The organism is Nocardia sp. NPDC052254, assembly GCF_040679495.1.
Lineage (GTDB): Bacteria > Actinomycetota > Actinomycetes > Mycobacteriales > Mycobacteriaceae > Nocardia.
In genome coordinates this window covers 512,645-537,240 of the sequence record NZ_JBFAUW010000002.1, presented here as the reverse complement: position 1 = coordinate 537,240, position 24,596 = coordinate 512,645, and the positions used below count along the sequence as shown (strand labels likewise).

Genomic DNA, 24,596 nt, shown 5'->3' with positions numbered 1-24,596 from the left:
GGTAGCTCGGGCTACCAGATTCCTCCGGGCACACTTCCGTTCGGCAGCTGATCTCGAAGTCTTCAGCGCCCGCCGCCTTCGTCAGGCGGCGGGCGTTCGCGGCATTTCACCGCTCGGACGCGCTCTGCGAGGATCCGTGATCGGTCAGGAACTGAGCCAGATGCCACCCCGGCCGGCCGGCCAGTTGTTCGGCCTGAGTTCGGCAGGAGAATCCGTCGGCCAGTAGCGAAGTTCCGGATTCGGCCGCGCGGAGCGCGGGCAGCAGGCCGCCCTCGGCTATCGCGACCGAGACCTCGTAATGACCGGACTGCATTCCGAAGTTCCCAGCAAGTCCACAGCATCCATTGATTTCGGTGATATCCGCACCGGTGCTCCGGAGCAGTCGCAGATCCGCGGCGAATCCCGTCACCGCATGTTGATGGCAATGCGGTTGCACCACCACGGTGTCACCCGAACGATCGGGCGGCGACCACTCGGGTTGCTCCTCCAGGAATTCGGCCAGCGTGCGCACCGCGCGCGCCGTCGGTACCGAACGCGGATCGTCGGGCAGCAATTCGGGCAGATCGGAGCGCAGTACCGCGGTACAGGACGGTTCCATCCCGATCACCGGCCCGCCGTGGCGAATATGGTCGTCGAGAGCGTCCAGGCCCGCGCGCAGGCGTTTGCGCGCACCGTCGAGCTGTCCGGTACTGATCCAGGTGAGACCGCAACACACCCGCCGGCCGGTGATCCGGACCCGATAACCGGCCGATTCGATGAGCTCGACTGCGGCCCAGCCGATTTCCGGTGCGAAGGCATCGGTGAAGCTGTCGACCCACAGCATCGCCACCGGCCGGTCCGGATACTTCTCGGGCCCCCGCCGCGCCCACTGCCGGCGAAACGATCGCGGGGCCAGCCGCGGTGCGGGCCGCCGCGGATCCATCCCGGCCAGGCGCATACCCAGCGACCTCATCCGGTCGTTTCCGGTGAGCGCGTTGACCACTCGTGGCACAGCGGTTCCGGCTGCCAGCCAGCGGGGAAGTTGTCCCAGGACATAGTGGTCGATCGGCCGCACCCGATGCCGATACGCCCGGTACAGCGTTTCGGACTTGTAGGTCGCCATATCGACCCCGGCCGGGCAGTCGGACGAACAGGCCCGGCAGGACAGGCACAGGTCCAGCGATTCGGCGACCGCCTCGTCGCGCCAATCGAGCGCGCCGCGCACCACCTCCTGCAGCACCCTGGCCCGGCCGCGGGTGCTGTCCTTCTCGTCGGCGGTGGCCAGATACGAGGGGCACATGAAGCCGCCGGTCGCACGGGTGTCGGCCCGGCACTTTCCGACTCCGACACAGCGATGCGCGGCCGCTCCGATATCCCCGTCGGCGGCGAAGGCGAAACCACCCACGGCCGGCACCGGCCGCAGCCCCGCCAGGCGCAGATCCGCATCGACCGGCCGCGGCCGCACGAGCACACCCGGATTCAGCAGATCGTCGGAATCGAAAAGGCCCTTGAATTCGGCGAATACCCGCAGCGCCTCCGGAGAGTAGATGCGTGACAACAACTCCGAGCGGGCACGGCCGTCGCCGTGCTCACCCGAGGCGGAACCGCCGTGACGCACGACCAGATCGGTGGCGTCGCAGAGGAATTCCCGGAAACGCCGCGGCGCGTCGGCGATCGGCAGATCCAGGCGGACGTGAATGCACCCGTCGCCGATATGCCCGTACAGCAGCCCGTCCACCCGGTGCGCGCGCATCAAGTTCTCGAAATCGCGCAGATAGTCACCCAGATGTTCGGCCGGAACCGCGGCATCCTCCCAGCCGGGCCAGGCGGGTGCGCCATCCGGTGTGCGCCCCGCCAGACCCGCGCCGTCGGCGCGGATTCGCCACAGCCGGGCCGCGATGTCGGTGTCGGTGACGATCCGGGAGTCGACCGCGCCGCAGTCCCGGACCACCGACGCCGCGGACTCGTAGGCGAATTCCGCGGTGTCACCAGCGAATTCGACGAACAGCCAGGCACCGCCGACCGGCAGATCGGGCACCGATCGACCGTGTGCCCGGACGACGTCCACCAGGCGCGCGTCCAGACCCTCCACCGCGATCGGGCGACCGGCCAGCACCGACCGGACGTCGTCGGCTGCGGTCGGCATGTCGGGATAGCCGAGGACCGCGACCGCGGTGGCCTCGGGTACCGGCACCAGCTCCACGGTCGCGTCCAGGAGCAGACCGCAGGTGCCCTCGGATCCCACGAACGCCTTCGCGATCGAGGAGCCGTGTTCCGGTGTCAGATACTGCAGTCCGTAGCCCGAGGCCTGCCGCTCGAATCGGCCCACCTCGGTCCGCAACACGGCCAGATTGCGGCGGGTGAATTCCGTCAGACCGGGGAGCGCCGACAGGTCGGTGCCGAGGCCGCGCTCGACACCGCTGCCGTCGAGTATTCGCAGTTCGCGCACGGTGTCGGAGGTGCGCCCCCAGGCCACCGCCCGCGGCCCGCAGGCATTGTTGCCGATCATTCCGCCGAGCGTGCACCGATTCTGGGTGGACGGATCCGGCCCCAGGCGCAGACCGTGGGCGGCCGCGGTTCGCTGCAGCTCCGCCAGGATCACGCCGGGTTGCACTCTGGCGCACCGGTTGTCGGGATCGATCGCGAGGACGGCATTCATGTGGCGGCTGAAGTCCAGTACCAGCCCGGGGCCGATCGCATTGCCCGCCACCGAGGTTCCGCCACCTCGCGCGGTGACCGCAAGGCCCTGCTCACGTGCCGCGCTCAGCGTCCGCGCCACATCCTCGTCCCCGCGCGGAAAGACCACCGCCGCCGGACGCACCCGATAGTTGGAGGCATCCGAGGAGTATTCCGCACGCCGGCGGTCATCGGACTCGACCTCGCCATCGATCCGGTCGCGCAGAGCCCGCACCCAGGAGTCGGTCATATCGCCAGGGTAGAACCTCGCGACATCAGGCCGGAAGCAGCACGATCTTGCCGAGGCCGTGCCCCGTCTCGCTTTCCCGCTGCGCCGCGGCGGCCGCGGCGAGCGGATAGGGCCGGGCGGGCCCGGGCAACCGGAATTCACCGGAGGCGACCAGTTGCGCCACCCGTTCCACCGCGTCCAGCCCGTCTTTGCCCGGCCGGGAGAAGAATGCGACCCCCTTGTCGGCCGCGGCGCCGTCGGCGATGGTGATGATCCGGTCGGTGGAACCGCGCAATTCGATTGCGGCATCGAGGAATCCGTGACCGGCGCAGTCGTAGACCGCGTCGATGCCGTCCGGGACCAGCGCCCGCACCCGGTCCACCACCCCCGCGCCGTAGGTGGTGGCCACGGCACCGAGCGAGCGCACCAGGTCCTGATTGGCGGCCGAGGCGGTGCCGACGACCGTCGCGCCGAACGAGCGGGCCAGTTGCACCACGAATGCCCCGACCGCACCGGAGGCACCGTTGACCAGCAGCGTCTCGCCCGATTTCACGCCGAGTTCGGCCAGACCGCCACCGGCGGTGTTCGCCGCGACCGGAATCGCCGCCGCGTCGAGGAAGGACAGGCCCGAGGGTTTGCGGACCAGCGGACCGGCCAGGGCGTACTCGGCGTAGCCACCGCCCTGTGCCCAGCCCAGGACCCGATCACCGGCCCGGAACAGGGCGGCCGGCCCGGCCGCGTCGACCACACCGGCGATCTCGAATCCGGCGCGACGAGGGAACGCTCCCGGGCCCGGCATCAGACCGGAGCGCATCTTCCAATCGGCGGGATTGACGCCGGCTGCCTTGATCGCGACCCGGATCTGATCGGCGGCGGGGTCAGGAATCGGTACCTCGACCTGCTCCAACACCTCGGGTCCACCGACCCGGTCGTATTGGATCGCACGCATCCGCTGATTCGACGCCATGTCCTCGACCCTATCCGCCGGTGAATTTCGCCCGTGGCGAACCGGGGACCACTTGCCCTAAACCTTTGTTGAGGTCTTAATGTCGGTGGCCCGGAGTTCAATGGGACCCCGGCAGCGGAAGGAGATGCGGATGAGCATCGAATCGGTCGCGTGGAGTCAGCTGTACCGGCAGGCACATGCACCCCAGCAGCGGCGCGGTCTGCGCCGTGAGACGGCCGCGCGCATTCTGCGATTCGCTCGGCCACACCGTGGCCGGCTCATCGGGTTCCTGGTGTTCAGCATCGCGTCCGCGCTGCTCACGGTGGCCAATCCGGTCCTGGCCGGGCGGGTGGTGAACGATATCGTCGGGCATTCCGCACCACGGTCGGTACTCACGCTCGCGGTGGTGATCGCGCTGGTGGCGGTGCTGGACGCGGCCCTGGGGATCGCCATCCGATGGTTGTCCGCCCGGATCGGGGAGGGCCTGATCCTCGATCTGCGTACCGCGGTGTTCGATCACGTCCAGCGCATGCCGGTCGCCTTCTTCACCCGCACTCGCACGGGTGCGCTGGTGAGCAGGCTCAACAACGATGTGATCGGGGCGCAGCGCGCATTCAGCACGACCCTGTCGGGTGTGGTGACCAATATCGTCACGCTCGTGCTCACGGTCGCGGTGATGGCCCGGTTGTCCTGGCAGATCACACTGCTGGCGCTGATCCTGTTGCCGCTGTTCATGCTTCCGGCCCGCCGGATGGGCACCCGCATCGCGGCCATTCAACGCGAGGCGGCCCAGCTCAACGCGTCGATGAGTACCCAGATGACCGAGCGCTTCTCCGCGCCCGGGGCCACCCTGGTGAAATTGTTCGGCCGCCCCGAGCAGGAATCGGACGAATTCGCGGCGCGCGCCGGACGGGTTCGCGATATCGGGGTACGCACGGCCATGCTGCAGACGGTCTTCGTCACCGCGCTCACGCTGGTGTCGGCCCTGGCGGTGGCCCTGGTCTACGGACTGGGCGGATGGTACGCACTACGCGGGCAGCTGGACGCCGGCGCGGTTGTCGCACTCTCATTGCTGCTGACCAGGCTGTACACCCCGCTGACCGCCTTGGCCAGCGCGCGGGTGGACATCATGTCGGCACTGGTGAGTTTCGAGCGGGTCTTCGAAATCCTCGATCTGAAGCCACTGATCGAGGAGGCTCCCGGCGCCGTGGAGATTCCGGCGGGACCGGTCGCGGTGGAATTCGACCGGGTCACCTTCTCCTACCCGTCCGCCGACAAGGTGTCGCTGGCCTCACTCGAGGACGTGTCCACGCTCGATCACCGGGGCGGCACCGAGGTACTGCACGACATCTCGCTGCGCGCCGAACCCGGGCAGATGATCGCCCTGGTCGGATCCTCGGGCGCCGGGAAATCGACCATCGCGCAACTGCTTTCGCGACTGTACGACGTGGACGGCGGCGCCGTCCGGCTGAACGGAGTGGATATCCGCGAATCGACCACCCGGTCCGTTCAGGACACCGTCGGCCTGGTGACCCAGGACGGGCACCTCTTCCACGACACCATCCGGGCGAATCTCCTGCTGGCCCAGCCACAGGCCGACGAGGACGAACTGTGGAGCGCCCTGGAGCGAGCACGCATGCGCACGGTGATCGAACAGCTACCCGACGGTCTGGACACGGTGGTCGGCGAACGCGGATACCGGTTGTCCGGCGGTGAACGGCAACGACTCACCATCGCCCGGTTGCTGCTCAAGCAGCCGCGGGTCGTGATTCTCGACGAGGCCACCGCATCACTGGACTCCACGTCGGAGGCGGCGGTGCAGGAGGCGCTGACCGCGGCGCTGGACGGACGCACCGCACTGGTGATCGCGCATCGGCTGTCGACGATCCGCAAGGCCGACGAGATTCTGGTCGTCGAGGACGGCCGCATCATCGAGCGTGGCGACCACGCCCAGCTGCTCGCCGAACAGGGCCGCTACGCGGAGCTCCACCGCACCCAGTTCGCCGACGATACGGCGGTGGTGGCGGCGTAGCTCCGCGGCCGGATCCGGGGGGCGAGGTCGAGACGGCCTCGCCCTCCTTCGGTCAGAGTTCCGCCGGAACAGCCTCCGGCACATCGATATCCGCCGAACTCACCGGCGCACCGGCCGACCGGCTCAGCGCCACCAGCCCCAACGCTCCCAGGCCGAGGACCGCGCCGATCCACGCGACCGACGGATAACCCATCCCGGCGCCTATCGCCAGACCACCCAACCAGGGTCCGACGGTGATACCCACATTGAACGACATCACGTTTCCGGCGGCGCCGAGTGTGCCGGAATCGGGAGCCAGGCCGAACACCCGGCTGTTCAACACCGGATTCGTCCCGAAACCGAACGCCCCCAGCAGAAATACCGCTACCACCACGACCGGCCAGTACTGTGCCGTCAGCGCCAGCACCAGCGAACTGATCACCAGACCCGAGATGCCGACCGCCAGCGTGCGAAGCGGATGACGGTCGGCCGTGCGGCCGCCGACGACGATCCCGGCCAGCGAACCGAGACCGTAGATCCCCAGGATCACCGGAACCCAGGTGCCGCGAACACCGGTGCTCTCGGTGAGCAATGCTCCGAGATAGCCGAAGGTGACCAGCAGCGCGGCGGTGGCCACCATGGTCGTCGCATACAGCAGGACGACCGGACCGGTACGCAAGGCACGCAACTCCTTTCGTACCGGCATGGCCGGGCCCGCGTGCCGATTCGGCACCGTGACCGCCACCGCGACCAGGACCGGCACGCAGATGATCACGACCGCCCAGAAGGCTGCCCGCCAGCCCAGATGCTGACCGATGAAGGTACCGGCGGGCAGGCCGAGAATGGTCGCGATGGTGAGCCCGCCCGCGACCACACTCATGGCCCGGCCGCGCGCGGTGGCCGGAACCAGCCCGATCACTGTCGACGCGGCCACCGACCAGAATCCGGCGTAGACGAACGCGCCCACCACCCGGGTGGCGATCAGCACCCGGTAGTCGGAGGTCAGCGCCGCGACGATGTGGGTGGCGATGAAGATCGCCAGAAAGGCGAGCAGTGCGTTGCGGCGTGACCAGCGCGCGGTGACGACAGCGGATATCGGTGCACCGAGCAGCATTCCGACCGCGAAGGCCGAGATCAGCAGTCCCGCTTGCGGAACGGATACGCCGAGGCCGGCGGACATCTCGGTGAGCAGGCCGGACAACATCATTTCCGAGGTGCCCTGTGCGAAAATCGCCAGACCCAATATGTATACCGCCGACGGCATTTCGCCTACCTCCAGTTTTGGAACATTCAGTTCAAAATAACTTCATGATTGAATCCGGCAGCCCCGCAACGGGGTTCGCCCGCGCCGCACCGGACGCTCAGAGCAGGACGCGGCGCGCTATCGGAGACATCGCATGGCGGTCTCGGCGATGCCTGCCAGCGTTTCCCGGCCGGCACCACCGCGGGCGGCCACCCGCATTCCGCCGATGGTCGCGATCACGAATTGGGTGAGATCGGCCGGATCGGACCGATTGTCGATCTCACCGGCCGCCTGGCCGGCCCGGACCACGGCCGCCAGGGCGGCCTTCCGGCGATCCAGATCGGCCCGCAGCAATGCAGCGACCTCGGGATCACGCGGACCCAGCTCGACAGTGGCGTTGACGACCAGACATCCGAGGGGGTCGTCCTCGGGTGCGTCGACCACACGCCACAAGACAGCCCGGAGCTTGTCGCTCGCCGTCCCTGGACCGTCGAGCACCTCGAAGGTGTCGGCGTTCTTGGCCGTCATGTACCGGCGCAACGCACGCTCGAACAGATCATGCTTGCTACTGAAGGTGTTGTAGATACTCGAGCGCCCCAAACCCGTTGCCGCACAGAGATCCTGCGTCGACGTACCCTCGTATCCCGCACTCCAGAACGCCCGCATCGCCGCATCCACGGCTCCGGATTCGTCGAACTGCCTGGGTCGCGCCATGTCGCCACGCTAGCATATTTTGGATAGATCAGTACAAAATTCCCGTCGGCGGACGACGACACCGGAGGGCGTAGTCGATCGCCTCGGTCAGAATTCGCCGGCGACCGCGAGCACGGTTCGGCCCGAATGCTGTCCGTCGCGGATGGCACGCAGAACGGATTCGGCCTCGGTGACCGACGCGGTGTTCTCCAGATCCGACAGATGCGCGGGCTTCAGGTCCTTGCCGAGCCGGGTCCAGAGAGCGCGGCGCTGTTCGATCGGGAAATTGACCGAGTCGATGCCCAGCAGGCTCACCCCGCGCAGGATGAACGGCATCACGGTGGTGGGCAGATCGGTACCGCCGGTGAGGCCGCTGACCGCGACCGAACCGCCGTAGCGAACTGTGCTGAGGATGTGGGCCAGCGACTTTCCGCCCACACTGTCCACCGCGGCCGCCCAGTGCGCCTTGGCCAACGGCCGGGGTCTGGCATCCGGGTCCTCCGGCAGGCGGCCGATGGTCGCGGCGGCACCCAGGGCCGACAACAGCTCACCCGCATCGGATTTGCCGGTGGAGGCGGTGACCTCGAAGCCGAGGCCGGACAGGATGTCGAGCGCGACACTGCCGACACCGCCCGTCGCACCCGTCACCAGGACGGGACCGTCGGCCGGGGTCAGGCCCCGATCCAGCAGCGCCTGCACACTCATGGCGGCGGTGAAGCCGGCGGTACCGAGGGCGGCGGCCTCGCGGGTGCTCAGACCCTCGAGTTTCACCACCCACTCCGCGGGCACCCGGGCATATTCGGCGAAGCCGCCATTGTGCGCGACGCCGATCTCGTAGCCGTGCGCGATCACCTCGTCACCGACCGCGAACGCGGGATCCTCGGAAGCGACCACCGCACCGGTCAGATCGATCCCCGGGATGATCGGGTAGTTGCGCACCACACCGCCGCGCGGGGTGATGGCCAGCCCGTCCTTGAAGTTCGCACTCGAATAGTGCACCTTGATCGTCACCGTGCCGGGCCCGAGGAAATCGTCGCCGACCTCCTCGCGGGCCAGCACGACACCGCCGTCCTCGGTCTCGTGCGCAACCATCGCCTGGAACTGCATGGGTTCGAGCATAGGTGCCACCCATGCCCCCGGCTACGGCGAAATGATCTTCGCACCCCGTTCCGGAACCGGACCACACCGACCGGATTCACGGACCGAATGCGGCAACACCGACCGGTCCGACACCGACACACACGTCGAGCCCCGGTGTGCGCGAGCCGATTCGCAGCAACTCACCGCTGCCGACAAGGTGGACGAACACCGTGTGCACACCCGCTCGGACCGGTGCCACCACCGGTTCGCCGTGTTCCAGCCCCACGATGATCCGGCCGTCCCGTTCGGCGAAGTAGTTGATCTGCGCCGTCCAGCCGTGCTCCAGCATGGGCCCGTCCAGCCAGAGCGCCACCGGCTCCGCACCATCGATGCGGTATCCGCACCCCGGTTCGGGGCCCGCGAGAATACGGCGGTTCCACCACACCGACGCGTCGACCATCCTGCCCTCGTCATCGAGCATGCGTAGTTCCGGTGTCGCGTCGGCGAACGCACCCGGCGGCGCGATCGGCCCGAGCACCTGCGGTACCAGGTTCTGTGGATGGGCCATCGGCGTCAGCACATCCCACGGCACCTCCTGCTCGAGCAGCGGCGCACCGTCCCAATCGGCGAATGCCGCTTCGGCATTCGTGAGATAGGTCCGCGTCGGGCTGATCTGCCAGGACCTGGTGAACGACACCGTGGTGTACAAACTGCTTGCCACGAACGCCACGGTCAGCGCGAGCGCGACGCGCTTCGACCAGACGGGCGCACCTTCCCGGACACCGGTTCGCCGCGGTGCCGACGTCGCGTCGTCGCGGGCACCTCCCGATACCGCAGACCCCGATCGCGTTCGCTCACCGGTCGCACGCACCGGCGCGGCCAGCAGCAAGGCACACGCGGCAGCCAGCACCACCGCGACGTCGGCCAGATAGCGCAGCGACTGCATGAGTTCGGCGGCGGTATTGGGCCCACCGCGGATCAGGACGATCGGAAGCTGTACGGCCAGAACATATCCGGCCACCAGTACCCACACCGGCACAACCCGCCTGCGCATCCGTACGGTCAGCAGCACCACCAGCGCGACCGCCAGCCATCCGAGAGCGACCGTCCAGCGCGGCGGGGTCGCCCACGGCGTCGAGGGCAACCAGCGCGCCCACACCCACGGTCCGCCCAGCAGTGTCGGGACGATGCCGAGTGAGGTGGCGCTGTGCAGCAGCCGCCGCATGCCGGCCAGGCTGGTATCGAGCGCGGTGGGATTCGCGACGGTCAGATAGATCGCCGCCCAGCCCGCCAGCACGGCCGCCGAGCTCAGCCACAGTCGCGCGCCGGCACGCGCGACGCCCCGCACCGCGGCGATGCCGGTCACCTCCGGTGCACCGCCACCTCGCACATAGCGGTCCAGCACCGCGACGGCGAAGGCCACGAACGGCACCACCACCGCCTTCTCGAAGAACAGCAGTCCCACGATCAGCACGAGCACCCCGGACACGACATGGCGCCCACGGCCGGTGCGGACCAGCAGCACCGCGTCCGCGATCACCCAGGCCAGCGCGAACTGCAGCGGCAATGCGTTCAACGAGGCCGCCCACCAAGCGAAGGCGGGCAGTGTCAACGGGCAGAAGAGATACCCGGCCAGCGGGACGAGCACGAGCCGGCGCACCTTCCCGGATCTCGCCGGAACCAGCACCAGCAACATCCGCAGGACCGCGACCGACGCGGCCAGCTGCAGGATCAGCATGCTCAGCACGGCCCCACCCCACTGCAGCGGTGCGACCTTGGTGACCACCCACGCGGTGGCGAATGCCAGCGGCATGAAGTGGCCATCGTGGTCGTGGAGCAGCAGATCGGGAGACCACGGCGGATAGCGATCCGCCCGGCCCACCAGGATGAGATCGTCCCAGTAGAAGTACCCGCGACCGGCCACCCATCCGCGAATCGCGATCTGGGCGATGATCAGGACCGCTGCCACCAGCAGCACCGGCGACAACCGACGCGATCCGCGCGCCGAGTGCGCGGCCGGTACCGCAGCCGCCGGTTCAGCGCCCCGCCGACCGGCGCTCGGTACCCGCTGCGCTCCGCGGGTGAGGCCGGGCGCGGAGAACATGACAACCCACCCTACTGGCCGGTGCGCGGCGGACGGCGAATCACCGGATCATTCGAAAACCGGCGCGCGCTTCTCGAGGAAGGCGCCGATTCCTTCGGCGCCATCGGGTCCATCGGCACATGCGGCGATGAACGCGGCCTCGCGCGCGGTCTGCTCTTCGAGGGTGTGCGACGAGCTGACCAGCAACAACTTCTTCACACTGGCGTTGGACTGCTTCGGCCCCGCCGCGAATTCGGCCACCAGTTCATCCACGGCCGAGCTCAGTTCGGCATCGGGCACCACCCGGTGCAGCAGCCCCCAGTTCAGGGCGTCGGCGGCCGACAGCGTGCGGTTGGTGAACATCAGTTCCTGGGTGCGGCGCAGGCCGATCAGGCGCGGCAGGTAGTACGAGGCGCCGCCGTCGGGGCTGAGTCCCGCGCGGGTGTAGGCCATCGTGAACTTCGCCGATTCGCCCGCGAGAACGAGATCACCGGCCATCGCCAGACTGAATCCGGCACCGGCCGCCACCCCGTTGACGGCCACCACCAGCAGCGCGTCCATCCGGGCGAACGAGGACAGCGCGTCGTGCAGATCGTCGGCCAGCCCCTTGACGTAGGTCCCGGCGGTCCCGTCCTGGGCGGCCATGGCCTTGAGGTCACCGCCGGCCGAGAAGAATTTGCCCGCACCGGTCAGCACGACCACCTTCAGAGCCGGGTCGTCGGCACACAGCGCGGCGATCTCGGCCAGCTCCCGGCCGAGGACGTGGTCGATCCCGTTGGCCGCTTTGGGCCTGTTCAGGGTGATCCGCGCGACCGCGCCGGTCTGCTCGAAGGTGATCGTCTCGTACTCGCTCATGAGCTGCCTTTCGTCGAGTCTGCGAGCTCAGCATGACAAACGACCGCAATCCGTGCGACGCCGCCACCACCGAGGCATATCCGGCATCCGGACGCGGAAACAGGGGATCGGCTACTGCGGGACGAGCTCGAGTCGCACCCCGAGCAGCCGGACGGGCCGATCGAGTTCGAAACGATCGATGATCTCGCGTGCGACCGCCGTGATCGTGTCGGCGTCGATCGTCGGCTCGGCCAGCTTCTTCTGTTTGGTACGCGTGTAGAAGGTGTTGGTACGCACCGTGACTCCCACCCGGGTACCGATCCGCCCGGCCACGGCCATCTCCCCGGCCACCTCACGCGCCAGCCGCGCCACCTGGGCCCGGATCTCCTCTCGTTCGGTGAGATCGTGTGGAAAGGTCTCGGATCTACTGCGGCCCACCGGAATCCTCGGTTCGGTGACCACATCGGTGTCACCGGCCCCATGTCCGAGAACCCACAGATACGGGCCCGTCGACGGGCCGAATTCGGCGGCCAGGACGGTGCGGTCGGCCGCGGCCAGTTCCGCGACGGTGTCGATACCGAGCGCCGACATGCGCTGCGCGATGCGATTGCCGATACCCCACAGGGCGCTGGTCGGTCGCGCCGCCATGAGCTCGTCCCAGTTCTCGGCGGTGAGCCGGAATATCCCGGCACCCTCGTGCGTGGCCGACGGCGCGTCCTCCTGCGACGGCCGATCCGGGCCGATCGCCGGAGTCTGCTGTACCGCAGCACTTTTCACATCGAGGCCCGCGCCTTTGCCGACCGATTTGGCGAAGCCGGTCGCCAGTTTCGCGCGTAATTTGTTGTCGCCCAGACCTATCGAGCAGGTGAGACCCACATCCGCCACAGCACTGCGGATTTCCCGGGCGAGCGCCTCGGGATCATCGGTGTCGGCGGCCAGGAATGCCTCGTCCCAGCCCAGTACCTCGACCCGCACCGGAAAGCTCCGCAGCACCTCCATCACCTCGTCGGAAGCCTCCTCGTAGGTCGTCATGTCCAACGGCAGAAAGACACCTTCGCGACATTTGCGGAGGGCGGCACGCAACGGCATCCCGGCCCGCACCCCGAACGCTCGGGCGGGATAGGACGCACAGGTCACCACCTTGCGGGGCTCGTTCGGGTCACCGTTCCCGCCGACGATCACCGGCAGCCCGCGCAGCTCGGGATGACGACGGAACTCCACCGCCGCCTGGAATTGGTCGAGGTCGACATGCAACAGCCACCTGGCCACAGCTCCGTTCATACCGCACCGGGCCGACAACCGGGCGGACTTCCCAGGTAGAGCCTTGCACCACTCGAAAAACAGAACTAAATTCTGGATATGAAGATTCGAGATCGGTTACTGCTCGCCGCCGAGCGGCAGTTCGCCGAGTATGGAACCCTCGAAGCGACATTGAGCGAGATCAGACAGGACGCCGGTGCCAGTGTCGGCGCGCTGTATCACCACTTCCCGGACAAGGCGGAGCTGTACCGCCAGGTCTGGACGCATGCGCTGGCCGACTATCAACGGCACTTCTGGGCGAGTATCGCCGACAGTGCCGATGCCCGGGGCGGGGTCACCGCCGGCGTGACCGCGCACCTGCGCTGGGTCACCGACAATCGTTCCCGCGCAACGATTCTGATGTCGCCGCGGCCACCGGGTGTGAACGACAGCGACAGCAATCGGGAATTCCTGATCTCGGTCGCGCGCTGGTGGCGCACCCACGCCCGCTACGGCGCCGTCCGCGATCTCGATCTCGATCTGCTGTACGCGCTGTGGCTCGGGCCGGCCCAGGAGTTCTCCCGGCAATGGGTCGGCGGCGGCATCCGGACCGAGCCCGTCGAGGTCGCACCGGAACTGGCCGCCGCGGCGTGGAAATCCCTGTGCGGCACCGAACAACCGTCATGACCCGACCACCGAAGGCGGTACCCGTGAATACCTCGGCGCGCACCGGCACCGACCCCGATACGACGGCACAGGCGCCCCGCGGCGCCGCAACGGCTGCCCGTCCAGCACCATCCGCTGACAAACTCACCCTCGAACAGGCACGGGCCGTGCTGGCCGCGCAACCGTTCGCTCGGCACGTCGGTACCGAGATCACCGAATTCGCCGGTGGCGCTGCCACGTTGGTGGTCGAGCTGGGCGCCGAGCACGCCCAGCAGTTCGGATTCGTACACGGCGGCGTGCTGGCATATCTGGCCGACAACGCCCTCACCTTCGCCGCCGGTTCCGCCCTCGGGCCGAATGTCCTGACGGGCGGCTTCACCATCACCTACTTGCGCCCCGCCCGCGGTGAACGGCTGCGGGCCCGGGCGGCGGTCACCGACGCCACCCGGAGCCAGGCCGTGACGCGCTGTGAGATCTATTGCGACAGTGCTGGTTCCAGTACACTCTGCGCCGTGGCTCAGGGCACCGTGCGTGTCGTCGACCGGCCACTGCCTACGACCGATGTGCAACTCACCCAGCAGTCCGCGTCGGCCGGCGATCCAGGAACGACCGGCGGTGACCGGACCGAACCACAGTCGTAAAATCTCGGCATCGCAATCAAGAGGATGTGCCGATGACCGAACCACAGGACCGCAATCCGGACATCACCCACGACGGTCCGGTCCCCGCTGTGCGCGTAACCGATCACGAACGTGCCCAGGTCGCCCGGCAACTCGATATGGCGCTCGGCGACGGCTCCCTCGATCTCACCGAACTCGACCAGCGCCTGGCCGCCGTCTATGCCGCCCGCACCCGGGCGGAACTGGAGGCCGTCACCGCCGACCTGCCGGTGGCAGCGGCCGGTGAACCGCTCGTCCTGACCACGATCAGCGGATCGCTGCGCAAGGACGGTCGATGGATCGTGCCCGCCGAGATCACCGCCACCGCGGCGTCGGGCTCGGTCCGGCTGGATTTCGCCGAGGCGATCTGCCCCCATCCACTCGTCGAACTGCACATCGGCGTCGCCTCCGGCAGTGTCCGATTGATCGTCCCGCGTGGCTGGACGGTGGACCTGGACCGCGTCGCCATCGCCAGCGGCAGCGCCAAGAACCGGATCGACGGGCCACTCCCCGGATATCCGACCCTGCGCGTCGACGGTTCGATCGGCTCCGGATCCATCCGCGCCCGTAACCCCAAACGCCCGCGCCGCTCCTTCCTGGCCTGGCTGCTCCGGCGCCCCCGGCAGTAATTTCGCATGCCCCAGACCTGCGGCGCACCCACAGCGAGAAGGGCCGTATCCCAGTGGGATACGGCCCTTCGGTCAGGCGATCAGGCGGTCGCGGCGAACGCCGGGTACGCCGGTTCCGCGATCGGCTCGATGGCGTAGGCCAGGATGTCGGCCACGTCGGTGACGGGGCGGACGTCCAGGCTCTCGAGGACCTCGGCCGGGACCTCGTCCAGATCCGGCTCGTTGCGGGCCGGGATGAACACGGTCCTCAGTCCGGCACGCTGTGCGGCGAGCAGCTTCTGCTTCACGCCGCCGATCGGCAGCACCCGCCCGTTCAGCGTGACCTCACCGGTCATGCCGACATCGGCGCGCACCTGCCGGCCCAGCGCCAGCGATACCAGGGCGGTGACCATGGTGACGCCCGCGGACGGTCCGTCCTTGGGCACGGCACCGGCCGGGAAATGGATGTGGATGTTGCGATCCAGCACCCCCGCGGCGCTCCGGCGGGCCGGAGCGTAACCGGGCAGGCCCTCGCGACCTGCGGCATCGGATGGATCCTCGATACCGATCTCCGCCAGATGCGAGCGGACGTAGGTCAGCGCGATCTGTGCGGATTCCTTCATGACATCGCCCAGCTGACCGGTCAGGGTCAGCGAACGCTCGCCCTCGGCGGCATTGGCCTCGATGTAGAGGACGTCACCACCGGCACCGGTCACCGCCAATCCGGTCGCGACACCGGGGACCGAGGTGCGCTCGACCGAATCGGGGGTGAACCGCGGACGACCCAGGTAGTCCTTCAGATCGCCCAGACCGATGGTCAGCGCCTCGGACACCGCTGCGGCATCGGACTTCTCGCGTCCGGAGCCGTAACCCAGGGCGGGGTCATAGCCCAGTTCGACGACGGTGGAATCACCGGTCGCGGAACCGAGTTCGTCCTGCGAGAGCCGAGTCGCCGCCTTGCGCAACGCCTTCGCGAGCAATCGTTCCAGCTGGCGCACACCGGCTTCCCGGGTGTAGTTCGCCGCGATCTCACGCAGCGCCTCGTCGGTGAACGAAACCTCCTCGGCGGTCAGGGCATTGCGTTCCAGCTGCCGGGGAACGAGGAAGTCACGAGCGATCGCGACCTTGTCGTCCTCGGTGTAGCCGTCGACGGTGATCAGCTCCATGCGGTCCAGCAGCGGGCCGGGAATGGTCTCCATGACGTTCGCGGTCGCGATGAACAACACATCGGACAGATCCAGATCCAGATCCAGGTAGTGGTCGCGGAAGGTGTGGTTCTGCGCGGGATCCAGCACCTCCAGCAGCGCGGCCGCCGGATCGCCCCGGAAGTCCGATCCCACCTTGTCGATCTCGTCCAGCAGGACAACGGGATTCATCGATCCCGCCTCCTTGATCGCGCGGACGATCCGGCCCGGCAGCGCACCGACGTAGGTGCGACGGTGGCCACGGATCTCGGCCTCGTCCCGCACGCCGCCCAGCGCAACACGCACGAACTTGCGGTCCAGGGCGCGCGCCACACTCTCACCCAGCGAGGTCTTGCCCACTCCGGGCGGACCGGCCAGCACCATCACCGCACCGGAGCCGCGACCGCCCACGACCTCCAGACCGCGAGCGGCCCGGCGGGCACGCACGGCCAGGTATTCGACCATCCGGTCCTTGACCTCGTCCAGGCCGTGATGATCGGCATCGAGAACCGCGCGGGCGGCCGAAACATCGGTGTTGTCGGTGGTTTTCACCGACCACGGCAGATCCAGCACGGTGTCGAGCCAGGTCCGGATCCAGCCCGATTCCGGGCTCTGATCGCTGCTGTGCTCGAGCCGTTCGACCTCGCGCAGCGCCGCCTCGCGCACGTTCTCGGGCAGATCCGCGGTCTCCACCCGGGTGCGGTAGTCGTCCGCGCCATCGGGTTCACCCTCACCCAGCTCCTTGCGAATCGCGTTGAGCTGCTGGCGAAGCAGGAATTCGCGCTGGGACTTCTCCAGCCCCTCGCGAACGTCCTCACCGATCTTCTCGGTGACCTCGGCCTCGGCGATGTGATCCTTGGTCCAGCCGATCAGTGTGGTCAAACGGCTTGCGACATCGGGAGTGTCGAGCAGTTCGCGCTTCTGGTCATCGGTCAGATACGGCGCGTAGCCCGCGGTGTCGGCCAGCGCCGACGGATCGGTCAGCCGGTTCACCACATCGATGACCTGCCACGCCTCCCGGCGCTGCAATACCGACACGACCAACTGCTTGTATTCGGTCGCAAGTTCTTTCGTGTGCGCGTCGGGTGCGGGGGTGTCGACCGGTTCGGCCTCCACCCACAGCGCGGCGCCCGGCCCGGTGACACCGTGCCCGATCTTGGCACGCTGCTCGGCCTTCAGTACCGCCGCCGAGGCGCCACCGCGCATCCGGCCGACCTGTTCGATGGTCGCGATCACACCGTAGGCGGCGTAACCCTCGTCCAGGCGCGGAGCGAGTAGCACGGAGTCCGAGTTGGCGGCCCGCGCGGCGTCGATGGCGGCCTGCGCCGACTCGTCGAGTTCGATGGGGACGACCATGCCCGGCAACACGACCGGATCGGTCAGAAACAGCACCGGCAGACGCTGTGGAGTACTCACAGTTCCAGCCCCTTCCAAAGCATGCCCCGGATTCATTGAGTGTTCGCTTCCAGGGTTGAGCGTTACCTACTCAACTGCGAACCTTTCCGAGTTGTTCCACGACCGTGTTCACCTGCGGCGAACATGGATCGAGGTGCGCGACGAGTACCCGAACTCGCGGCGATTCCGCGAGGGGAATTTCTGTGCGGCGAGATGCCGATAGGCCCTGATCTAGACTCGACCGGGTGTCGAGCGCCTCATCGTCCGCATCGGTCCCGATCGGCGGTCGGCAGGCGCGCTGGCAACCGCACAACGATCGGCGCCGCGAGCAGATCGTCGCCGCGCTGATCGAGTTGCTCGAGGAGTCCGCGCCCGGTGACGAGGTTTCCATGCAGCAGATCGCGAAGCGGTCGGGGCTCGCGAAATCGGTGGTGTATCGGCAGTTCTCGGGGCGCGACGAGCTGGATCGACGAGCGCGCAGCACGGTCAGCGAACAGTTCATCGACACCGTCGACACCGCGCTCGACATCTGGGACGGATCGATTCACCAGATCCTGCATCGCACGGTCGCCACAGTCGTGGACTGGATCACCGAACATGCCCGGCTCTACGACTTCGTGCGCAGTGGGCCCGCGGTCGGCGACCCGGACGACATCGACGCGCTGAGCAGTATCAAGGCCACCATCGCCGCACGTACCCGGGCGCTGGTCACCGGCCTCGGCGGGGTGGTGGGTGTGGTGGACGAACCCACCGCCGACACCATGACCTTCGCCATCGTGTCGATGACGGAGGCGACGGTGAGCCGCTGGGCACGTGATCCGCAACCGCTACTCAGCCATGATCGGCTGATTGCCGAGGTCGCGGGCTACGCCTGGAGTGTGCTCGACGGCGCGGCCCGCGCGCAGCGGGTGACGCTGGATCCGGAACTACCGTTGATCGAGGTGATCAACGCGCTGGCCGACCGCGTCGACGCGACCGAATCCGGCGACGCCGGCTGAGGATGGAAATCCCTCCATCGGCGGGCGAGTCCTTCCGTCAGGCCGCCAGCCAGCCGACGAGCGATCCGACCAACGGCAATCGGTCCGCCGCCGCGACCACGGGATGGCGCCGCTCGGGTTCGCCCCGATACCGCGAGGGTTCACCGTCGACGTGCAGCAACGACCACAGCTTGCGGGTCACCGGATTCATCAGGCCCAGCTCGTCGGCAAGTTTGCGCATGTCACCGAAGTAGCCCGACAGGATCCGGCGCGAATGCGGCGAATTCCAGAACGCCTCGTCGATGACCTCACGCGGGATGTCGAATTCCCGGGCGAACGAGGCCGGCGGGGCCATGATCTGACCGGCCAGCCAGCGCATGGTGATCGGAAATGCCAATCCGCACAAGGCCGTTCCGATCGGTCCCATCCGCTCGATGTGCACCTTCAGGAACTCGCCGGCGAAGGAGATGTGGCGGGCCTCCTCGGCGATATGGATCTGCATGGTGCGCAGCACCGCCGGTGGCATCGTGGCGCCTTCGCGGATGACCGCCTTCTGATAGTGGTCGATCGGTTCCTCACCGGCCAGGATGCCGATGAACAGCACGGTGTGCGCATAGCCGCCGAGCACGCCGATCAGTGGCGATGTCGCCCGGAACAGCGGCCGCATCCCCGGGACGTCCACACCGATCCGGTTGATCAGTTCCTGGAACATCTGGATGTGGTTGCACTCTTCGGTCATCTCGTGCAGGCAGTACCGGAACTCCGGGGCTCCGTTGGGGAGCTTCATGATGTACTGCATCATCCCGCGGATCAGGATGCTCTCGAAGGCCGCACCCACCTTGATCACGTTGGCGATGCGCCATTTACCGATCTCGATCTGCCGTTCCAGCGGCAGCGCCCGGTACCACGCGGTGCCGCCCAGCGGATCCAGCTCGGGGGAGAGCACCCATCTCGGGTCGTCGGGATCGATCGCCAGTTCCGGTGTGTCCCAGTCGATATCGAGATACGGATCGAAATTGCGATGGACCGAACCCTCGGACAGGATCGCCAGCGCCTCCCGGTACTCCGGGCCGAACAGATCACGACGTTCCGTATGCGACAGCGTCATCGATGTCTCCTTGCTCTGCGGGACACCGAATCGGACGGCCCGCTTCCGGGCCGGATGACTCCTCGGTGACCGACACCACGTGGGTGACTTCCCTCAGGATATATGGGACTCGCAGTCTCATACAATCCCCCGGGCCGGGAAGACGCCGCACGGCATCGCCGGGCCCCCTCCGCGGACGCCAATTCGCCGCGCCGACCTGCACAACTACCGCCCCGCCGCATTGACACCACTGAGCCCCGGTGAGAATGTGAGGGCCCAGTCAACTCGCATGTACGGCGCAAGGGGGATCCACGATGGCGGTAGTCGCCGGTGGTGTGTTCATCGACTGGGAACAACTGACCGGGCAGCCCAAACTCGTCGTGGATCTGATCACCTTCCCGATCTTCAGCGCCCTGGCCGGCTGGCTCACCAACTGGACCGGTGTGCTGATGCTGTTCTGGCCGTTGCAATTTCGCGGAATCCGAATTCCGGGCCTGCAGGTGCTGTATCCATACTTCCCGCGCCGGGTGCAGGTCCTGCCGACGTTCTCCGGTGACGGAAAGCGCCTCGGCTTCCAGGGCTTCATTCCGGCGCGCGCGGAGAAGATGGCCAGCATCTGCGTGGACATGGCCATCATGCGGATCGGCAGCCCACGCGATTTCATCCACGAGCTCGACCTCGAGGGTATCGCCGACTACATCGCCGACCAGGCGCACGAACAGCTGCAGCAGATCGTCGACGATGTGATGTACCGGGAGAATCCGGAACTGTGGCGGGCGGTGCCACGGCCGGCCAAGCAGATTCTGTATCAGCGCATCGACAAGGAACTGCCGAAGCTGTGCCGGCGGGGATTCGAGCAACTCGGCGACAATGTCGACCAGCTCATCGATATCAAGATCTTCGTGATCCGCTATCTGCAGGCGAATCCGCAGATCCTCAAGGATCTGACCACCACGATCGCCGCCCCGGAACTGCGGTTCATGGTCCGCATCGGCCTGCTCGGCGCACCGTTCGGCGTCCTGCTGGCGCTGTACATGCATGTGCACCACGACATTCCGGTGATCGGCTGGATCCCCGGCTGGCTGGTGGTACTTGCCGCGGCCGCGGCGATCGGCGTCCTGGTCAACATGATCGCCATCAAGATGGTGTTCGAACCCGGCGATCCGCAGCCCCGCTACAAGTACCTGTGGCGTCAGGCGCTGCTGGCCAAGCGGCAGCCGCAGGCCGCCGCCGATCTGTCCGAGATCCTGGCCTATCAGGTTCTGACCCTGCCGAATCTCGCCGCCGAACTGCTCGACGGGCCGAACGGTGACAAGACCCGGCAACTGGTGGAGCATCTGATCGCCGATGAGATCCGCGCCCAGCTTGGTCCCACCCGTTCGGTGGTGCGCGCCGCCTTCGGTGCGCGCCAGTTCGACAATCTGCAGGTGGGTGCGGCCGGCGCTGCGGTGAGTCTGGCGCCGAGTCTGGTCGAGGACGAGGAATTCGCCCTGGATCAGGCTCGCAAGATCGACGAATTCGCCGCCCGGAAACTCAAGCAGCTCACCCCCGGCGAGTTCATGGAGATGTTCTACGCCTCGGTCGAGCAGGATGCCTGGCTGCTGTATCTGCACGGCGCCGCCCTGGGCCTGGTGGTCGGTGGGGTGCATCTGCTGATCTTCGGTTGGTGACAAATACAAGCACGCGTGCTTGCATTTTTTTCGACCCGTTGCCATGCTGTCGTCATGGCTGATCTGGACGCGCTGCTCGCCGATTTCGAGGCCGAATGCGCGGATCTCGACCACCTGGTCGCACCCCGCACCGACACGGACTGGGCACTCCCGACACCGGCCGAAGGCTGGACCATCGCACACCAGATCGCCCATCTGACCTGGACCGACGAGGTATCGACGATCGCGGCGACCGATGCCGGCCGCTTCGCCGAACTGCTGCGCGAGGCCACCACGAAGATCGCCACCTTCGTCGACGACGCGGCCGCCGAGCTCGCGACCATGGCCCCACCGCAGCTGCTGGAACGGTGGCGGCGCGGCCGAGCCGGATTGGCGACGGCGCTGCGCGCGGTCCCGGCGGGAACCAAACTCCCGTGGTTCGGACCGCCGATGAGCCCGATGTCCATGGTCAGCGCCCGGTTGATGGAGACCTGGGCGCACGGTCAGGACGTGGCCGACGCCCTGAATGTGATCCGGACACCGACCGCGAGGTTGCGCAATATCGCCCACATCGGGGTGCGGACGCGAGATTTCGCCTACACCGTGCACGGACGGGCGCTGCCGGATGAACCGTTCCGGGTCGAGTTGACCGCTCCGGACGGCACGCTCTGGAATTGGGGCCCGGAGGATGCCGCACAGCGCGTCACCGGTTCGGCGCTGGATTTCTGCCTGCTCGTGACGCAACGCCGCCACCGCGCCGATCTGCCGCTGACCACCACCGGATCCGATGCCGCCGAATGGCTGACCATCGCGCAAGCTTTCGCGGGACCGCCCGGAACCGGACGCGAAGCCGGCCGGTTCGACTGAACCGGCCGGGAAAAGCGGGCGAGCGCCGACTTGGGGTGCACCGTGCTTAGGGCCGACCGGACGCCGTTGGCCGGAGGTCTTCGAGAGCGCAGCGCCAAGCTGACGCTCGCCAGCCCTGTCTGGATACCCCCGCTGAACGCGGCACAAACCCTCGCTGAACCCGGTCCATTTACCCAGGTCGAGCCTCTCCGACACATATCGACCGCTGTGATGTTTGCCGCACGGGTGCGGACGACGCCGTAGCACCCAGTAACCTGGACACACGTACGACTTTCAACGGTGCGGGTCGTTCACGAGGGGAACAAGGGGAGAGGGAGACGCACCGATATGGCACCGCACACCGCGCATTCCCGGTCCGCCGGCCAAATTCTGCAACACACCGCCATCGTGCTCGCCGGTATGGCGAGCATCGGGCTGACCGTCGCCGCCGGAACATATGTCGTCAATCAGATCGGGGGATCCGGCCTTCCGGCCATGATCGGCCCCGGAGAACCGGACACGGTGAACCCGCCCGCGCCGGAACCACAGCGCTCCGAGGCACAAGCACCGACCACGGCACGTGGTACCGCGCGCTGGGGCCTGGCCGCCGAATCCCGCCCGCTACCGATCGTCGCCGGTCCGGCGGCGGAGCCGTACCCCGCCCCGGCCGTTTCCGACGGCACGCCGGTGGTCCCCATCACCGCGGCCACGACCGTTCGCCCGGGCGGCGTCGGTGGTCGGCTGAATCTGTCCGAAGACACCTATCTCGGCGCGAATCTGGCCAGAACACAGCAGAATTCGCTCACCGTCAGACTCGATACGAACCTTCCGGCGATATTCGGCACCACCGAGCCCCCGCGGACCGACCAGGCCGGGCCATCCACCGGTGTCACCGAGTTCCGGACCGAGCTGGACACGCACAGCGGTGAACTCGGCGTCGCGATGACCGACCCGCTGCTGGGTCGCCACGATATGCAGGTCCAGCGGCATGCCCAGCCGGAAGCGGTCGACTCGGAGCACCTGCAGCAGCTTCCGGATTCCACGCAGGCATAGCCAGACCACATCACCGGCCGGTACCGTACTTCAGGTATTCGGCCGGTTTTCGCGTGCCCGCTCCCGCCGAGCACACCCGAAACAGACTGGTCGTTCGAGGCATTTCCCCTCGTCAGCGGTTATCCGCCACGCCAATCGGGCTCCACACGTTAATCCTCGGTAACCGTTCAATAAAGAGGAATTTTGTAGTATTTTTGTGGCAGTCGGGGACAGGGAGAGCGTATGGGCCACATCAGGTACGCGAGTGACGTCGGGGCTCCGGTCGAAGTTGCCTTCGCTTACACCGATAACCATCTGTTCGTGCCGGATTGGATGTTCGGCATCGCGAGTTTCGAACCGATCGGCGAGGCCGGCCATGGTCCGGGCGCGCGCTACACAGCCTTCGTTCAGCTCGGGTTGTGGCATCCGGCGGTGGAATGTGAGATCACCGAGTACCGCCGCAATGCGGTGATCGGATACACCCTGCGCAGGCGCCGGCCGGGGAAGGTGGCGCCTGCGCAGGACTCCGGATCGACGACCGCTGCCGTCGGCACATCCGCTGCCGCAACCGCGCAGGCCGCTGCCGCCGCGCCGGGTGCGGCGACATTGACGCTGCGGGTCGATCCGCTCGGTTACGGCCGCTCCGTGCTGACCTTCGAGGTCGACTATCCTCCGCTGCGCGGCTGGCCGGTGCGGCCTGCCGCGAAGGCGGTCGATGCCGCGGTGCGGGGCGTTGTCCGCCGCAGCGAGGCGCAATTGCGCAGGGAGATAGAAGATTTCCACGGTACGGATCTTGTCGGCCGGATTGCGTAGGGTACCGGGCATGATCATCGTGAGCACCGACGGATCCTGCCTGCGTAACCCCGGCGGCGCCATCGGCTGGGCGTGGGTGGATCATCAGGGCGGTTCGGCCAGCGCCGGAGCCGCCTCGGGAACCAATCAGGTCGCCGAGCTACGTGCCGTTCTCGAGGCCATTCGTGCTCATCCGGGTGCCGAACCGCTGTTCATCGAGAGCGATTCGCTGTACGCGATCAAATGCGCCTCGGAATGGCTACCGGGCTGGCGCCGCAACGGCTGGCGCACCGCCACCGGCAGCCCGGTCAAGAATGTCGAACTGGTCCGGTGGATCGATCACGCGATCGCCACCCGGCCCGGCCCGGTGCGGTTCCGCTGGGTCCGGGGTCACGTCGGCAACTACTTCAACGAGCAGGCAGATCAACTGGCAGGTGTGGCCGCCCGCTCTGCGGCCGCCGCCTCCGACGCGGCCCCCGACGCGGTCGAGGATCTGCCGCCGCTACCGAATGGCGTGGCGGCACCTGCTCCCGTCGCGATGACCGATGCCGCGGTGACCACACCCCTCACCGCGATCCCCGCGGAGAAGCCCGGTTCACCTCCGAAGCGCCCCCGGGCGAAAGCCGATGCAGCGAAAGCCGATACGGACACGCTCACGCTGTTCTGATCGATGACAAACCAACCGAAT

The 24,596-nt window shown here is 67.5% G+C and carries 19 protein-coding genes and 1 pseudogene; 10 read left to right on the top strand and 10 right to left on the bottom strand.

From position 1 onward, the window contains the following. Positions 1 to 106: 106 nt before the first annotated feature. Both AB0L57_RS07385 and AB0L57_RS07380 read right to left on the bottom strand, forming a co-directional pair. Positions 107 to 2,905 carry an FAD-binding and (Fe-S)-binding domain-containing protein gene (locus AB0L57_RS07385; RefSeq protein ID WP_364958581.1) on the bottom strand — a complete coding sequence of 933 codons (2,799 nt, stop codon included), beginning with the start codon at positions 2,903 to 2,905 and terminating at the stop codon, positions 107 to 109. 25 nt (positions 2,906 to 2,930) lie between these two features. After that, positions 2,931 to 3,851, bottom strand: coding sequence for an NADP-dependent oxidoreductase (locus AB0L57_RS07380; RefSeq protein ID WP_364958579.1), 921 nt, complete (start codon positions 3,849 to 3,851; stop codon positions 2,931 to 2,933). Between the two features lie 130 nt (positions 3,852 to 3,981). Between AB0L57_RS07380 and AB0L57_RS07375 the strand changes: the two genes are divergently transcribed. Then, the gene (locus AB0L57_RS07375; RefSeq protein ID WP_364958577.1) at positions 3,982 to 5,862 is read left to right on the top strand and encodes an ABC transporter ATP-binding protein; all 1,881 of its coding nucleotides are present in this window, start codon (positions 3,982 to 3,984) and stop codon (positions 5,860 to 5,862) included. Positions 5,863 to 5,914: 52 nt separating this feature from the next. On the opposite strand, the gene AB0L57_RS07370 is transcribed toward AB0L57_RS07375, so the two are convergent. The 6 genes from AB0L57_RS07370 to AB0L57_RS07345 form a co-directional block, all read right to left on the bottom strand. Beyond that, positions 5,915 to 7,105, bottom strand: a complete 1,191-nt coding sequence (locus AB0L57_RS07370; protein WP_364958575.1) for a Cmx/CmrA family chloramphenicol efflux MFS transporter — start codon at positions 7,103 to 7,105, stop codon at positions 5,915 to 5,917. A gap of 117 nt (positions 7,106 to 7,222) precedes the next feature. Then, a complete protein-coding gene (locus tag AB0L57_RS07365; protein WP_364958573.1) occupies positions 7,223 to 7,798 on the bottom strand; it encodes a TetR/AcrR family transcriptional regulator in 576 nt (191 codons plus the stop codon). Positions 7,799 to 7,885: 87 nt separating this feature from the next. Continuing rightward, positions 7,886 to 8,884, bottom strand: coding sequence for an oxidoreductase (locus AB0L57_RS07360; protein WP_364958571.1), 999 nt, complete (start codon positions 8,882 to 8,884; stop codon positions 7,886 to 7,888). 88 nt (positions 8,885 to 8,972) lie between these two features. Next, positions 8,973 to 10,961 carry a hypothetical protein gene (locus tag AB0L57_RS07355; RefSeq protein ID WP_364958570.1) on the bottom strand — a complete coding sequence of 663 codons (1,989 nt, stop codon included), beginning with the start codon at positions 10,959 to 10,961 and terminating at the stop codon, positions 8,973 to 8,975. Positions 10,962 to 11,009: 48 nt separating this feature from the next. Next, positions 11,010 to 11,795, bottom strand: coding sequence for an enoyl-CoA hydratase-related protein (locus tag AB0L57_RS07350; protein ID WP_364958568.1), 786 nt, complete (start codon positions 11,793 to 11,795; stop codon positions 11,010 to 11,012). Positions 11,796 to 11,906: 111 nt separating this feature from the next. Continuing rightward, positions 11,907 to 13,043, bottom strand: coding sequence for a DNA polymerase IV (locus AB0L57_RS07345; protein ID WP_364958565.1), 1,137 nt, complete (start codon positions 13,041 to 13,043; stop codon positions 11,907 to 11,909). Positions 13,044 to 13,133: 90 nt separating this feature from the next. Between AB0L57_RS07345 and AB0L57_RS07340 the strand changes: the two genes are divergently transcribed. The 3 genes and pseudogenes from AB0L57_RS07340 to AB0L57_RS07330 all read left to right on the top strand — a co-directional run bounded on the left by AB0L57_RS07340 (position 13,134) and on the right by AB0L57_RS07330 (position 14,967). Next, complete coding sequence (locus AB0L57_RS07340; RefSeq protein WP_364958563.1) at positions 13,134 to 13,700, top strand: TetR/AcrR family transcriptional regulator; 567 nt, start codon at positions 13,134 to 13,136, stop codon at positions 13,698 to 13,700. A 146-nt stretch (positions 13,701 to 13,846) separates the two neighbouring features. Next, positions 13,847 to 14,206 (top strand): annotated as a pseudogene (locus AB0L57_RS07335) (PaaI family thioesterase); the annotation flags it as partial. Between the two features lie 146 nt (positions 14,207 to 14,352). Beyond that, positions 14,353 to 14,967, top strand: a complete 615-nt coding sequence (locus AB0L57_RS07330; protein WP_364958561.1) for a DUF1707 domain-containing protein — start codon at positions 14,353 to 14,355, stop codon at positions 14,965 to 14,967. An 80-nt stretch (positions 14,968 to 15,047) separates the two neighbouring features. Here AB0L57_RS07330 and lon read toward each other — a convergent pair whose 3' ends face one another. Next, entirely contained in the window at positions 15,048 to 17,486 is a 2,439-nt protein-coding gene (gene lon / locus AB0L57_RS07325; RefSeq protein WP_364959311.1) for an endopeptidase La, read from the bottom strand. Positions 17,487 to 17,770: 284 nt separating this feature from the next. Here lon and AB0L57_RS07320 point away from each other — a divergent pair, with 284 nt between their 5' ends. After that, positions 17,771 to 18,523 carry a TetR/AcrR family transcriptional regulator gene (locus AB0L57_RS07320; RefSeq protein WP_364958559.1) on the top strand — a complete coding sequence of 251 codons (753 nt, stop codon included), beginning with the start codon at positions 17,771 to 17,773 and terminating at the stop codon, positions 18,521 to 18,523. A 37-nt stretch (positions 18,524 to 18,560) separates the two neighbouring features. Here the strand turns inward: AB0L57_RS07320 and AB0L57_RS07315 are convergent, their stop codons facing one another. Beyond that, complete coding sequence (locus AB0L57_RS07315; protein WP_364958557.1) at positions 18,561 to 19,610, bottom strand: diiron oxygenase; 1,050 nt, start codon at positions 19,608 to 19,610, stop codon at positions 18,561 to 18,563. 293 nt (positions 19,611 to 19,903) lie between these two features. Between AB0L57_RS07315 and AB0L57_RS07310 the strand changes: the two genes are divergently transcribed. The 5 genes from AB0L57_RS07310 (at position 19,904) to AB0L57_RS07290 (ending at position 24,575) form a co-directional block, all read left to right on the top strand. Further along, positions 19,904 to 21,259 carry a hypothetical protein gene (locus tag AB0L57_RS07310; protein WP_364958555.1) on the top strand — a complete coding sequence of 452 codons (1,356 nt, stop codon included), beginning with the start codon at positions 19,904 to 19,906 and terminating at the stop codon, positions 21,257 to 21,259. Positions 21,260 to 21,313: 54 nt separating this feature from the next. Beyond that, positions 21,314 to 22,105 (top strand): TIGR03084 family metal-binding protein, encoded by a 792-nt coding sequence (locus AB0L57_RS07305; RefSeq protein ID WP_364958554.1) that lies wholly within the window; start codon positions 21,314 to 21,316, stop codon positions 22,103 to 22,105. Positions 22,106 to 22,432: 327 nt separating this feature from the next. Further along, complete coding sequence (locus tag AB0L57_RS07300; RefSeq protein ID WP_364958551.1) at positions 22,433 to 23,137, top strand: hypothetical protein; 705 nt, start codon at positions 22,433 to 22,435, stop codon at positions 23,135 to 23,137. A 222-nt stretch (positions 23,138 to 23,359) separates the two neighbouring features. Next, complete coding sequence (locus tag AB0L57_RS07295) at positions 23,360 to 23,929, top strand: SRPBCC family protein (protein ID WP_364958548.1); 570 nt, start codon at positions 23,360 to 23,362, stop codon at positions 23,927 to 23,929. Positions 23,930 to 23,939: 10 nt separating this feature from the next. After that, positions 23,940 to 24,575 (top strand): ribonuclease H, encoded by a 636-nt coding sequence (locus AB0L57_RS07290; protein ID WP_364958545.1) that lies wholly within the window; start codon positions 23,940 to 23,942, stop codon positions 24,573 to 24,575. Positions 24,576 to 24,596: the final 21 nt, after the last annotated feature.